This is a genomic window from Youngimonas ophiurae (nom. illeg.), from assembly GCF_049803795.1.
GTDB lineage: Bacteria > Pseudomonadota > Alphaproteobacteria > Rhodobacterales > Rhodobacteraceae > Thalassobius.
This window is the reverse complement of sequence record NZ_JBNAGJ010000003.1, coordinates 377,353-390,283: the sequence shown is the minus strand read 5'-3', so window position 1 is coordinate 390,283 and position 12,931 is coordinate 377,353. Positions and strand designations below refer to the sequence as shown.

Here is a 12,931-nt window from a genome sequence, read left to right as displayed (position 1 = left end):
TCCCTCGGGTCCTTATTCTTCCAGTGGCGGCCTTACAGGCCCTGCCCCGGTTTCACGTCTTTCAATTCCATGGCTTTTGCCGGATCGCGGTACATCTGGGCCAGCACGTCCTGGCGCTTGATGTCCTTGCGGTGGCGCAGGGTCAGCAGGATCGCCCCGATCATCGCAACCAGCAGGATCAGGCCGGCCAGCTGGAACAGCAGGAAGTATTTGTCATACAGCAGCACCCCCAGCGCGGCGGTGTTTTCCATGCCTTCGGGCGTGACCGCGGTGCGGGCAGCCTGCGCTGTCTCCGAGGTTTCCCACACACCATAAGCCATGCCCAGCTGCATCAGGATGACCACCCCGATCAGCAGCGCCAGCGGCATGTATTTGGCCATTTCGGCCTTCAGCTCGGCGAAATCCACGTCCAGCATCATCACCACGAACAGGAACAGCACCATGACCGCGCCCACATAGACGATGATCAGCAGCATGGCGACGAATTCCGCCCCCAGCAGCACGAACAACCCGGCCGAGCTGAGGAAGGCCAGGATCAGCCACAGCACCGAATGCACCGGGTTTCGGCTGACCACCGTGAACAGCCCCCCGGCGATGGCGCAGATCGCGAATAGATAGAATGCAAGCGCTGCAATCGTCATTTCGATTTATCCTCTTTGTCGTCCATGACCTCTTTGGCCAGTTCCATGCCCTTGGTCATGGCGGGTATGCCTGCGAACATCGACATCTGCGCGATGGTCTCGGCGATTTCATCCTTGGTGGCGCCCGCTTCCAAAGCGTGGCGCACAGTCATCCGAAAGCCCGTCTCGTTCTGGGCCCCCTGCATCGTCAGCCCTGCCAGCGTCAGCAGCAGCCGTGTTTTCGCGTCCAGCCCGTCCTTGCTGATACCCTTGCCAAAGGCCATTTCCATCATGTCCTTGGGCAGGGTCGGCCACAGCGCCTCGAACCCCTTGGGCGAGAAGGATTCCAGCGCGGGGTTAAATGCCTTGGCCATGTTCTGGGCCTGCTGCATCAGCATTTCGAACGGGTTGCCTGAGTCAGCCATTCGCCTCTTCCTCCGTTTCGAAGACTTCGATTGCAGCGTTCATTGCGTTGATCATCGCAGGAAAGCCCCCGTACAGAGTCATCTGGAAAATGATCTCGCAAATCTCTTCGCGTGAGGCCCCGACAGCGCGGGCGCTGGCGATATTGACCTTCAGCTGAGGCCGCGTCTGCCCGCCCAATGCCGTAAGCGCCGCAACCGTGGCCAGAAGGCGGGTTTTCTCGTCCACACCGCCGCGCGCGTAGAATTGCCCATACGCGACATCCACCACGGTCTTGGACAGACCGGGCACCAGCGCGTCGTATCGGGCGCGCAGGGCATCCTCCATACCGGGATTGACCTGTTCAGACAGGGCCTTTCCCAGCGTGTAGGTATCGGTATGCGGCGCGGTCAGGCTCATCGGTAAGGCGCATCCAGTTCCAGGTTGCGGGCGATCTCGGCTTCCCAGCGCTCGCCATTGGCCAGCAGCTTGTCCTTATCGTAGAACAGCTCTTCGCGGGTTTCGGTGGCGAACTCGAAATTCGGACCCTCGACGATGGCATCCACCGGGCAGGCCTCTTGGCAGAAACCGCAATAGATGCATTTCGTCATGTCGATGTCATAGCGCGTGGTGCGGCGGCTGCCATCATCGCGGGGTTCCGCGTCAATGGTGATCGCCTGGGCGGGGCAGATTGCCTCGCACAGTTTACAGGCAATGCAGCGTTCTTCGCCGTTGGGATAGCGGCGCAGCGCGTGTTCACCGCGGAAACGCGGGGACAGAGGCCCCTTTTCATGCGGGTAGTTCAGGGTAGCTTTGGGCGCGAAGAAATACTTCAGACCCAGCTGGAAGCCTTTGATGAAATCCGCCAGCAGGAAGTATTTCGCGGCGCGTCCGTAGTCGATTGCTGCCATGGATCAGCCTCCAATTGCCCAGCGGGCATAGGCCCCGCCGAAGGCTTCGAATTTTGCAAGGAATGCCACGATGACGACCCAGGCCAGCGACAGCGGCAGGAAGACTTTCCAACCGATGCGCATCAGCTGGTCGTAGCGATAACGCGGGGTGATCGCCTTCACCATCGAGAAGATGAAGAAAACGAACAGCATTTTGCCCACCATCCACAGGATGCCATCGGGCAGGCCCGGAATGGGCGACAGCCAGCCACCAAAGAACAGCAGCGAGACAAGCGCACACATCAGCACCACGGCCACCAGCTCGCCGATCATGAACAGCAGGAACGGGGTCGAGCTGTATTCCACCTGATACCCGGCCACCAGTTCCGATTCCGCCTCGGGCAGGTCGAACGGGGGGCGGTTGGTTTCGGCCAGCGCCGAGATGAAAAACAGGAACAGCATCGGGAAATGCGGCACCCAGTACCAGCTGAACAGGCCATAGCTGCCATCCTGCGCGCGCACGATGTCGCCAAAGTTCATCGAGCCGGTCGAGATGATCACACCGATGATGATCAGGCCGATGCTGACCTCATAGGAAATCATCTGTGCGGCAGACCGCAGCGAGCCCAGGAACGGGTATTTCGAGTTCGACGCCCAGCCGCCCATGATCACGCCGTAGACCTCAAGCGAGGAAACCGCAAAGACATAGAGGATGGCCACGTTGATATCCGACAGCACCCAGCCGTCATTGAACGGGATCACCGCCCAGGCGATCAGCGCCATCACCAGGCTGACCATCGGCGCCAGCAGGAACACCACGCGGTCCGCGCCAGCGGGGAAGACCACCTCTTTGACGATATATTTCAGGAAGTCGGCAAAGCTTTGCAGCAAGCCGAAGACGCCCACGACATTGGGGCCCCGGCGCATCTGGACGGCTGCCCAGATTTTCCGGTCCGCATACATCAGGAACGCAAGTGCCACCAGTAGGGGAACGACGATCAGCAGGATCTGCCCGATGATCACCAGCGCCATGCCTAGGTAAGTGTTCGCAAAGAAATCCGCCATTAGGTCCTCACACCGTCGGTATTCCGTTTTCCGCGCAATGAGCAGCGACGACTTCGGCGTCGATCGTTCTCAAACCGCGAGGCAGCGCGGAGGAGATGGTGTAAACAGCATCCCCCAGCCACAAACCGCCTTGTTTCTCGACATTCGTGCGCACGTGACGCGCGAAGCCATATCCCCGGATCAGCGCATATTGTGCGGCTGCACATTCTGCGTAATCCGACACATCCTCGCCGGTGCGGGCACCGGCCATGGCCACCTGAAAGCTGACCAGATCTCCGTCCAGCAGCTGCGTTTCAATCCCGCGATAGTCCGGACGGAAGGCCCCCGGCTCGGGCTGTGCCTGAACACAGCCGGCCACGGTGCCCGTCAGCACAAGGGATATGAGCGCAGCCCGGATCATTACTCGGCCGCCACCGGGGTTTCGGTGCGGGCTTTGGCATTGGCCGCCAGCTCCCCCATCAGAGCGCTTGCGCGCGCAATCGGGTTGGTCAGGTAATGCGCCTCGTCCGAGACAACGGCGGATTTGAATTCGCCCTTGGCCAGAGCCGCAACCTCCAGCGGTTGCCATTCGTTTTCGATAACCGTGTCGATCTGCGCCAGATGCGGCACCAGAGCAACCATCGCCTGACGCAGCTGGGCCAGGCTGTCATAGGGCAGCGCGGCCCCCAGCTCGGCGCTCAGCGCGCGCAGAATGGCCCAGTTCTCCTTGGCCTCGCCGGGGGCAAAAGCCGCCCGCATTGCCAGCTGAGGCCGCCCTTCGGTGTTCACGAACAGACCGTTTTCTTCGGTATAGGCCGCACCAGGCAGGATGATGTCGGCGCGATGCGCGCCGCGGTCGCCATGGCTGCCCTGATAGATCACGAAGGGCCCGTCGGCGATGTCCACCTCATCGGCACCCAGGTTGTAGATCACCTCGGCCCCGTCCATGGCCTTGTCCAGGCCGCCTTCGGTGGCGGCCCCCAGATCCATGGCGGCGACGCGGCTGGCGGCCGTATGCAGAACCAGCATCTTGCCACCCAGTTTCTCGGTCAGCGCCTGCGCGTTGGCCAGAACCTTGATGCCGTCGCCTTCGGTGATGGCGCCCTGCCCGACGATCACAAGCGCGCCCTCTGCGGGCTCGGCCGAGCCTGCTTCGCGGGCCAGATAGGCGCGGCCCGGACCGACATAAGTCACGTCATAAGTCAGGTCGGCGTTTTCACCGATCACGCGGATTTCAGCGCCTTTCAGCCAGGCCTTGCGCAGGCGGGCGTTCAGAACCGGGGCCTCAAGGCGTGGGTTCGTGCCGACCAGGTAAATCACCTTGGCGGTGTCGATATCCTCGATCGCGGCAGTGCCCACATAGGCCGAGCGGTTGCCGATCGGCAGCACGGCGCCGTTGGTGCGGGCCTCGATCGTGCCTTGCTGGCCATCCACCAGCTGTTTGAGCGCAAAGATCGCCTCGGCCGGGGCCAGATCGCCAACCAAAGCGGCCAGTTTCTTTCCCTTGATCGCAGTCGCGGCAGCGGCCAGCGCCTCGCCCCACGAGGCTTTGCGCAGCTTGCCGTTTTCACGGATATAGGGCGTGTCCAGACGCTGACGGCGCAGACCGTCCCAGACGAAACGCGACTTGTCCGACAGCCATTCCTCGTTCACGCCATCATGGTTCAGCGGCATGATCCGCATGACCTGACGGCCCTTGGTGTCCACCCGGATATTCGAGCCCAGAGCGTCCATCACATCAATGGTTTCGGTTTTCGTCAGCTCCCAGGGGCGGGCGGTGAACGAGTAGGGCTTGGACACCAGCGCGCCCACCGGGCACAGATCAATGATGTTGCCCTGCATGTTCGATTGCAGCGTCTGGTTCAGATAGCTGGTGATCTCGGCATCCTCGCCGCGGCCGGTCTGGCCCATTTGCGTGATCCCGGCCACCTCGGTGGTGAAGCGCACGCAGCGGGTGCAGCTGATGCAGCGGGTCATGTGGGTTTCGACCAGCGGGCCCAGGTTCAGATCGTCCACGGCGCGCTTGGGTTCGCGGAAGCGGCTGAAATCCACGCCATAAGCCATGGCCTGATCCTGAAGATCGCATTCACCGCCCTGATCGCAGATCGGGCAATCCAGCGGGTGGTTGATCAGCATGAATTCCATCACGCCTTCGCGGGCCTTCTTGACCATGGGCGAGTTGGTTTTCACCACCGGCGGCTGGCCGTCGGGGCCGGGGCGCAGATCGCGCACCTGCATCGCACAGGACGCCGCCGGTTTGGGCGGGCCGCCCACCACCTCGACCAGACACATACGACAGTTGCCCGCGATCGACAGGCGTTCATGGTAGCAGAAGCGCGGCACCTCGACCCCGGCCTGTTCGCAGGCCTGGATCAGGGTCATCGCCCCGTCAACTTCGATCTCGGTCTCGTCGATGATGATCTTGCGTAGGTCAGACATGGGGTCTCACTTTGCTCTCAGTAGTTGGCCGATCCGGCTGCCTTTTGCGATCTCGGCCTTGCCGAGTTTGCAGAAGGTTTCCGGGTCGGCGTAGCTTGCGCCATTGGCTTTCAGGTAGGCTTCGCCACGGGCACGCATCCGTGCCTTTTCCTCTTTGGATTTGACGTAGGCCTTGATCTCTTGCTTGGAGTAGCCCAGTTCCTGGGCGCGTTTTTCCAGAGCGTTGATATAGTTCAGAGCCCGCAGCATACGGGCGGAAATGCTGCGGCATTCCTTGCGGATTTCATCGGCAACGGCGACGGCAAACAATCCGTCGTTGATTTCCGCGACGTCCCGCAGGGGCGGGCGGGCCTGGGCCATGGGGGCCCCGGCCAAAGCTGCGGCGGCTGCGATCACCATCATCATGCGCATGTCATATCTCCTTGCGTCAGAGCGCAGGCCGACGCGGAATGCGCCTGCCCATCTCTGAAAGAGATGGGAGAAGTCAGGCTTGTCATGCAATAACAACCTGCCCAATCCCTTGATATGACAAAAGAATTCATCATGCCTGGCAACGGCCCCGCAGCAGCAGGGTGTCATCGTCCAGAACCACATCGCGGTCATCGGTTTCGCGCACGACCAGCCATTCCAGCTTGGAATTCCCATAGTTCACGACGCAGTGACGGGTGGCCTCGTAGCGGCCTGCATCCTCGGCGCCTTCGCGGCTTTGCGCGGCATCATGGACGGTCACGTCGAACATCCGCGGATCGTCCTTCAGATGCTGGATCGAGGTTTTGAAGTAATAGCCGTCAAACGCGATGCGCTGCTTGTTCGAGGTGTTCCCACACCCCGCCAGCAGGCCCGCGCATACCACTGAAAGAACCAGAACACGCATCGGGATCACTCCGCCGCCATGGCGCCCATGCGCCCGGTTTTCTGTGCCTTGATCCGATCCTCGATTTCCTCGCGGAAGTTGCGGATCAGGCCCTGGATCGGCCAGGCGGCCGCATCGCCCAGGGCGCAGATCGTGTGGCCTTCGACCTGTTTGGTCACGTCCCACAGCATGTCGATCTCTTCCAGCTCGGCCTCGCCGCGCACCAGGCGATCCATCACGCGCATCATCCAGCCGGTGCCTTCGCGACAGGGCGTACATTGCCCGCAGCTTTCGTGCTTGTAGAATTTCGACAGGCGCCAGATGGCCTTGATGATGTCGGTCTGCTTGTCCATCACGATGACAGCAGCGGTGCCCAGACCCGAGCCCAGCTCGCCCCGCAGGTAATCGAAATCCATGATCGCGTCGCGCATGTTTTCCCCGCGTACGCAAGGCACGGACGAGCCACCGGGGATCACCGCCAGCAGATTGTCCCAGCCGCCACGGATACCGCCGCAATGTTTCTCGATCAGCTCCTCGAAAGAGATCGACATCGCCTCTTCGACGACGCAGGGGTTGTTGACGTGGCCGCTGATGGCAAACAGTTTCGTGCCCGCATTGTTCGGACGGCCAAACCCGGCAAACCATTCCGGCCCACGGCGCAGGATGGTCGGCACAACGGCGATGGATTCCACATTGTTTACCGTGGTCGGGCAACCATAAAGGCCAGCGCCCGCCGGGAAGGGCGGCTTCATCCGGGGCATCCCCTTCTTGCCTTCCAGGCTTTCGATCAGCGCGGTTTCCTCGCCGCAGATATAGGCCCCTGCCCCGTGATGCAGGTACAGGTCAAAATCCCAGCCCGAGCCGGCAGCGTTCTTGCCCAGCAGCCCGTTGTCATAGGCCTCGTCAATGGCGGCTTGCAGCGCCTCGCGCTCGCGGATGTATTCGCCGCGCAGGTAGATATAGCAGGTATGCGCGTTCATCGCGAAGGACGCGATCAGCGCCCCCTCGATCAGCGTGTGCGGATCGTGGCGCATGATTTCACGGTCTTTACAGGTGCCCGGTTCGGATTCATCGGCGTTGATCACCAGATAGGCCGGGCGACCGTCGCTTTCCTTGGGCATGAACGACCATTTCAGGCCAGTCGGGAAGCCCGCACCGCCCCGGCCGCGCAAGCCGCTGGCCTTCATCTGATCGACGATCCAGTCGCGACCCTTCTGGATGATCCCGGCGGTGCCGTCCCAATGTCCACGGGCCTTGGCCCCGGCCAGGGTGCGTTCGTGCATCCCGTAGATATTGGTAAAGATACGATCCTGATCCTTGAGCATCCGATTACCTCTGATCCGATTGGCGCGCGCGCCAGATTTGGTAGATCATCACGATGGCCAGCACAAAGCCCGCCAGCGCGATGAGGTCGAACAAGGCACGGGTGCGCATGTCCAGACCAAGTTGTCCGCCGATAAAGGTGGCCAGAGCCCAGAACACACCTGTCCCCGCGATCAGCAGCGCAACCTTGCGCCCCTTGCGTGCCAGTTCTGTGTCTTTGTCAGCCATCCGTCATCTGCCTCAGTACACGCCGCCCTTATCGACGCGCTTGGAAAATTCTGTGTCCTCGCCCGCGGCCAGTTGCTTGGCCTGACCGATCCAGTCATCCCGCGTGATCCGGCCTTTGAACTTCAGGCGATTGTCCACCCAGGCGATCTGCGCTTCGGTCCAGGCGGCGATCTGGTCGAAATGGTAGAAGCCCAGCTCGTTCAGGGTCTGCTCCAGTTTCGGGCCAACGCCCTTGATCCGCTTCAGATCGTCCGCGCCACCTTCGCGGGCGGCGGTCAGCAGATCGGGCTCGGCCTCGGCCACATCCGCGACATCTGCCACAGGTGCAGGGGCGGCCTTGGCCTCTTCCACCTGCTTGGCCACTGGTTTGGCAGCCGGGGCCTCGGCCGCCGGAGCAGGCGCAGGGGCCTCATCCTTGGTGGCGCGATCCTTCAGCCAGGGGGTCAGCAGCGGCACTTCGGTGCCGTCGATGCGCTTGATCCCGTCGCCGATATCTGTGGCCAGCTGCGCCGAGGCGTTATATTTGGTGTGACCGCTGTCGAAATCCTTGAGCGCGGTCAGCCCGCCCAGAGGCTCGGCTGCGAACCGGCCGTTTTGCGGGCCGGGCACGGGCACCTTGCCAGCGGCCATATCGTCCAGCATTTTCGAGAAACCTTCGGCGGTCAGATCCTCGTAGTAATCCTTGCCGATCTGAACCATCGGCGCATTGGTGCACGCGCCCAGGCATTCCACCTCTTCCCACGAGAATTTACCATCCTCGGACAGGGTGTGCGGCGTGGGGGCGATTTTTTCCTTGCAGACCGCGATCAGATCCTCGGCACCGCAGATCATGCACGAGGTCGTGCCGCAGATCTGGATATGCGCCACCGAGCCGACGGGTTGCAGTTGGAACATGAAATAGAAGGTCGCCACTTCGAGCACGCGGATATAGGCCATGCCCAGCATCTGAGCGACATGTTCAATGGCCGGGCGGGTCAGCCAGCCCGTCTGTTCCTGCGCGCGCCACAAGAGCGGGATAACCGCCGATTGCTGGCGCCCTTCGGGGTATTTGGTGATCTGCGCTTCGGCCCAGGCCTGGTTGGCCGGGGTGAAGGCGAAGCTTTCGGGTTGGTCATGGTAGAGACGGCGGAGCATTACACGATCCCCTTCGCTGCGCGGCGGCCCTGGGAGCCTCCGGCGGGAGTATTTACGGAGCAAAGAAAGGCGGGGTGCGACATTAGCGGTCGATCTCCCCGAAGACGACATCCATTGTCCCGATGATGGCGGCGACATCGGCCAGCTGGTGGCCGCCGGCGACGTGATCCATCGCTTGCAGGTGCAGGAAACCCGGCGCGCGCAGTTTGGCGCGGTAGGGTTTGTTGGTGCCGTCGGCGACCATGTAGACGCCGAACTCGCCCTTGGGGGCCTCGACCGCGGCGTAGACCTGTCCGGCGGGGACGTGGAAGCCTTCGGTATAGAGTTTGAAGTGATGGATCAGCGATTCCATCGAAGTTTTCATGTCGCCGCGTTTGGGCGGGGTCAGCTTGCCGCGGGCCAGCACGTCGCCGGTGGCTTCGCGCAGCTTGCCGATGGCCTGGCGGATGATGCTGGTGGACTGGCGCATTTCCTCCATGCGGCACAGGTAGCGATCATAGCAATCGCCGTTTTTGCCGACGGGAATCTGGAAGTCGAATTCATCGTAGCATTCGTAGGGCTGCGCGCGGCGCAGGTCCCATGCGAGGCCCGAGCCACGGACCATAACGCCCGAGAAGCCCCATTCCAGGATGTCTTCTTCGGTAACGACGCCGATATCGCAGTTCCGTTGTTTGAAGATGCGGTTTTCGGTCAGCAACCCGTCGATATCGTCCAGAACTTTGGGGAATTCGATCGCCCATTCCTCGATATCGTCCAGCAGCTCGTCGGGCAGGTCCTGATGGACGCCGCCGGGGCGGAAATAGTTGGCGTGCAGGCGGGCACCGCAGGCGCGTTCGTAGAAGATCATCAGCTTCTCGCGCTCTTCAAAGCCCCACAGCGGCGGGGTCAGCGCGCCGACGTCCATCGCCTGCGTGGTGACGTTCAGCAGGTGGTTCAGCACGCGGCCGATTTCCGAGAACAGCACGCGGATCAGCGAGGCACGGCGGGGCACTTCGACGCCGGTCAGTTTCTCAATCGCCAGGCACCAGGCATGTTCCTGGTTCATCGGGGCCACGTAATCGAGGCGGTCCAGATAGGGCAGGTTTTGCAGGTAGGTGCGCGATTCCATCAGCTTTTCGGTGCCGCGGTGCAGCAGGCCGATATGGGGATCGCAGCGTTCCACGATCTCGCCGTCCAGCTCCAGCACCAGACGCAGCACGCCGTGGGCCGCAGGGTGCTGCGGGCCGAAGTTGATGTTGAAATTGCGGATTTTCTGTTCGCCGCTCAGGGCATCGACGCTGCCGTCGTCAAACTTGGAGCCGTCCATCACTTGGCCTCCTTCTCATCGCCGGGCAGGATGTAGTTGGCACCCTCCCACGGGGACATGAAATCGAACTGGCGGTATTCCTGCACCAGTTTCACCGGCTCATAGACCACGCGTTTTTGCGCCTCGTCATAGCGCACTTCGGTGTAGCCGGTGGTGGGGAAGTCCTTGCGCAGCGGGTGGCCGCGGAAACCGTAATCCGTCAGCAGGCGGCGCAGATCGGGGTGGCCGGTGAACAGCACGCCGAACATATCGAAGACCTCGCGCTCGAACCAGTTGGCCGAGGGGTGCACGTCCACGATCGAGGGCACCATGTCATCTTCGCGCACGCTGACCCGCAGGCGGATGCGCTGGTTCTGGTACATCGACAGGAAGTGATAAACCACATCGAACCGTTTCACCCGGTCGGGGTAATCCACGGCGGTGATGTCCACCAAGGACGAGAATTTGCAGGTGGGATCGGATTTCAGGAAATCGACGAAATCCACGATCTTGCCGGGGGCTACGTCGATTGTCAGCTCGTCAAAGGCCACGTCCCAGCCGATCACGTCATCGGGGCGTTTCAGCTCGATATGGGTGGCCAGTTCGTTCAGGGCGTCACTCATCAGTTCATTCCTTCCCGCTTAGCGCACGATCGTGCCGGTGCGGCGGATCTTGCGGGCCAGCTGCATGAACCCATACAGCAGCGCCTCGGCGGTGGGGGGGCAGCCGGGCACATAGACGTCCACAGGCACGATCCGGTCACAGCCGCGCACCACCGAGTAGCTGTAGTGGTAATAGCCGCCGCCATTGGCGCACGATCCCATCGAGATCACGTAGCGCGGCTCGGGCATCTGGTCGTAAACCTTGCGCAGCGCGGGGGCCATCTTGTTGGTCAGCGTGCCGGCCACGATCATCACGTCCGACTGACGCGGAGACGCGCGCGGCGCGATCCCGAACCGTTCGGCATCATAGCGCGGCATCGAAGTGTGCATCATTTCCACCGCGCAGCAGGCCAGACCAAAGGTCATCCAGTGCAGCGATCCGGTGCGGCCCCAGTTGATAATGTCATCGACCGAGGTCAGCAGGAAACCCTTGTCCTGAAGTTCGCGGTTCAGCTCTTGCGTGGCGACTTCGCGGTCGAAGCCAGCCGTGTTCGCACCGGTCATCACTCCCATTCCAGGGCCCCTTTCTTCCACTCATAGGCGAAACCTGCGGTCAGCACGCCCAGGAACACCATCATGGACCAGAACCCGACCATCGAAATATCCTTGAACGCGACGGCCCAGGGGAACAGAAAGGCGATTTCCAGATCGAAGATGATGAACAGGATCGACACCAGGTAGAACCGGACATCGAACTTCATACGCGCGTCATCAAAGGCATTGAAACCGCATTCATAGGCCGAGACTTTCTCGGGGTCCGGGTTGCGGACGGCCAGAATGACAGCTGCAAGGATTAGAACGAGGCCAAGTGCGATGGCGATGGCCAGAAAGACGAGGATGGGAAGGTATTCCCTCAGCATCTCTTCCACGAGTGGCTCCTTTCATGCGCGGGCGCGCAGTCAGTAGGCTGATTTTGCTAGGCCGGGTTTACTCCTGCGCCCCTCCGGGGTCAACCGAACCATCGACACATTCAACAACACGAAGATGTTGCGGGATTCCGTAGCATACCGCCGCACACAAAGGCTTTCTTCGTTGCGTTGCGGCAATTCTGATTGGTTTTTTTTGCCGCAGGGGGCTGTAAATCCGGAATTCGTTCCCATGCATATCCGAATTTTTTTATGTGATTCTGACTAAAGTCATCCTTCACATGCATATTTAAACGGGAAAAACGGCGCTTTTGACGGCGCCGTTCCGTTTTTTAGGCGAAAGAGATTCGCGATTGAAAGCCGCCTGATCAGCGCTGCCAGCCCGGTTTCCGCTTTTCGAAAAACGCACCGATGCCCTCGGGCGCTTCAGCGCCCTCCCAGCAGGCGGCCAGCTCGGAAATCGTGTGCTGGATCGTGGTTTCATCAATACGCGGGCCCAGGGTGCGCAGCAGGGCCTTGGCCCGGCCCACAGCCCCCGGCGCGCAGTCCAGATAGGGGGTGATTTCTGCCTCGATCGCGGCGTCCAGCTGATCGGCCGGCACCGCGCGCGACAGCAGGCCCAGCTCCACCGCCTCGGAGGCGTCGAAACGGCGACCCGACATGAACACCCGCCGCGCCCGCGCCTCGCCCATCCGGGCGCAGACATAGGGGCCGATGGTGGCCGGGATCAGTCCCAGACGGGTTTCTGTCAGAGCCATCAGCACGCTGTCTGCCCCGATCACCACATCGCAGACGCTGGCCATCCCAACCCCGCCGCCAAAGGCATTGCCCTGCACCCGTCCGATCAGCGGCTTGGGCAGGGTATTGAGCGCTTGCAGCATCCAGGCCAGCTTGCCCGCTTCCTCCATCCGCTGCGCGGGGGCGGCGGTGAATTGCTGGCGCATCCAGCCCAGATCTCCGCCCGCGCAGAAACTGGCCCCACGCGCGGCCAGCACCACGGCGCGGACAGCGTCATCCGCGCCCAGATCGCGCGCGGCCTGATGCAGCTCAGAGATCATCCGGCCGGACAGGGCATTGTGTTTCTCGGGGCGATCCAGCCACAGCGTGGCCACGCCGCGGGCGTCGCATTCAATCGAAATGGTGTCTGGCATCTCTGCCTCCTTTGTGCGAATGCCGGGCGGCCCC

General features: G+C 61.8%; 17 protein-coding genes. All 17 read right to left on the bottom strand.

All coding sequences use genetic code 11. The features are described 5' to 3' along the window. Window positions 1-32: 32 nt before the first annotated feature. The 17 genes from ACP15O_RS09600 to ACP15O_RS09520 all read right to left on the bottom strand — a co-directional run bounded on the left by ACP15O_RS09600 (window position 33) and on the right by ACP15O_RS09520 (window position 12,897). On the bottom strand, window positions 33-641 hold the full coding sequence (locus ACP15O_RS09600; RefSeq protein WP_425095862.1) for an NADH-quinone oxidoreductase subunit J: 609 nt from the start codon (window positions 639-641) through the stop codon (window positions 33-35). Next, a complete protein-coding gene (locus ACP15O_RS09595) occupies window positions 638-1,045 on the bottom strand; it encodes a carboxymuconolactone decarboxylase family protein (RefSeq protein WP_425095861.1) in 408 nt (135 codons plus the stop codon). The genes ACP15O_RS09600 and ACP15O_RS09595 overlap by 4 nt, the downstream gene beginning before the upstream one ends. Continuing rightward, window positions 1,038-1,442 carry a carboxymuconolactone decarboxylase family protein gene (locus ACP15O_RS09590; RefSeq protein WP_425095860.1) on the bottom strand — a complete coding sequence of 135 codons (405 nt, stop codon included), beginning with the start codon at window positions 1,440-1,442 and terminating at the stop codon, window positions 1,038-1,040. The genes ACP15O_RS09595 and ACP15O_RS09590 overlap by 8 nt, the downstream gene beginning before the upstream one ends. Beyond that, a complete protein-coding gene (gene nuoI / locus ACP15O_RS09585) occupies window positions 1,439-1,933 on the bottom strand; it encodes an NADH-quinone oxidoreductase subunit NuoI (RefSeq protein ID WP_425095859.1) in 495 nt (164 codons plus the stop codon). The genes ACP15O_RS09590 and nuoI overlap by 4 nt, the downstream gene beginning before the upstream one ends. A 3-nt stretch (window positions 1,934-1,936) precedes the next feature. Beyond that, window positions 1,937-2,977, bottom strand: coding sequence for an NADH-quinone oxidoreductase subunit NuoH (gene nuoH, locus ACP15O_RS09580; protein WP_425095858.1), 1,041 nt, complete (start codon window positions 2,975-2,977; stop codon window positions 1,937-1,939). 7 nt (window positions 2,978-2,984) lie between these two features. Continuing rightward, the gene (locus ACP15O_RS09575; protein WP_425095857.1) at window positions 2,985-3,377 is read right to left on the bottom strand and encodes a hypothetical protein; all 393 of its coding nucleotides are present in this window, start codon (window positions 3,375-3,377) and stop codon (window positions 2,985-2,987) included. Continuing rightward, complete coding sequence (nuoG, locus tag ACP15O_RS09570; protein WP_425095856.1) at window positions 3,377-5,395, bottom strand: NADH-quinone oxidoreductase subunit NuoG; 2,019 nt, start codon at window positions 5,393-5,395, stop codon at window positions 3,377-3,379. Before nuoG ends, ACP15O_RS09575 begins: the two co-directional genes overlap by 1 nt. Before the next feature lie 6 nt (window positions 5,396-5,401). Continuing rightward, window positions 5,402-5,806, bottom strand: a complete 405-nt coding sequence (locus ACP15O_RS09565) for a DUF5333 domain-containing protein (RefSeq protein ID WP_425095855.1) — start codon at window positions 5,804-5,806, stop codon at window positions 5,402-5,404. 130 nt (window positions 5,807-5,936) lie between these two features. Continuing rightward, the gene (locus ACP15O_RS09560) at window positions 5,937-6,269 is read right to left on the bottom strand and encodes a hypothetical protein (protein ID WP_425095854.1); all 333 of its coding nucleotides are present in this window, start codon (window positions 6,267-6,269) and stop codon (window positions 5,937-5,939) included. A gap of 5 nt (window positions 6,270-6,274) precedes the next feature. Then, window positions 6,275-7,573 (bottom strand): NADH-quinone oxidoreductase subunit NuoF, encoded by a 1,299-nt coding sequence (gene nuoF / locus ACP15O_RS09555; RefSeq protein ID WP_425095853.1) that lies wholly within the window; start codon window positions 7,571-7,573, stop codon window positions 6,275-6,277. A 4-nt stretch (window positions 7,574-7,577) separates the two neighbouring features. After that, window positions 7,578-7,799, bottom strand: coding sequence for a DUF5337 domain-containing protein (locus tag ACP15O_RS09550; RefSeq protein WP_425095852.1), 222 nt, complete (start codon window positions 7,797-7,799; stop codon window positions 7,578-7,580). Between the two features lie 12 nt (window positions 7,800-7,811). Further along, window positions 7,812-8,933, bottom strand: coding sequence for an NADH-quinone oxidoreductase subunit NuoE (nuoE, locus tag ACP15O_RS09545; RefSeq protein WP_425095851.1), 1,122 nt, complete (start codon window positions 8,931-8,933; stop codon window positions 7,812-7,814). Window positions 8,934-9,015: 82 nt separating this feature from the next. After that, window positions 9,016-10,239 (bottom strand): NADH-quinone oxidoreductase subunit D, encoded by a 1,224-nt coding sequence (locus tag ACP15O_RS09540; protein WP_425095850.1) that lies wholly within the window; start codon window positions 10,237-10,239, stop codon window positions 9,016-9,018. Next, complete coding sequence (locus ACP15O_RS09535; RefSeq protein WP_425095849.1) at window positions 10,239-10,841, bottom strand: NADH-quinone oxidoreductase subunit C; 603 nt, start codon at window positions 10,839-10,841, stop codon at window positions 10,239-10,241. Before ACP15O_RS09535 ends, ACP15O_RS09540 begins: the two co-directional genes overlap by 1 nt. Before the next feature lie 18 nt (window positions 10,842-10,859). Then, on the bottom strand, window positions 10,860-11,393 hold the full coding sequence (locus tag ACP15O_RS09530) for a NuoB/complex I 20 kDa subunit family protein (RefSeq protein WP_425095848.1): 534 nt from the start codon (window positions 11,391-11,393) through the stop codon (window positions 10,860-10,862). Continuing rightward, the gene (locus ACP15O_RS09525) at window positions 11,384-11,749 is read right to left on the bottom strand and encodes an NADH-quinone oxidoreductase subunit A (protein ID WP_425095847.1); all 366 of its coding nucleotides are present in this window, start codon (window positions 11,747-11,749) and stop codon (window positions 11,384-11,386) included. The genes ACP15O_RS09530 and ACP15O_RS09525 overlap by 10 nt, the downstream gene beginning before the upstream one ends. A 365-nt stretch (window positions 11,750-12,114) precedes the next feature. Further along, window positions 12,115-12,897 carry a crotonase/enoyl-CoA hydratase family protein gene (locus ACP15O_RS09520; protein ID WP_425095846.1) on the bottom strand — a complete coding sequence of 261 codons (783 nt, stop codon included), beginning with the start codon at window positions 12,895-12,897 and terminating at the stop codon, window positions 12,115-12,117. Window positions 12,898-12,931 lie beyond the last annotated feature (34 nt).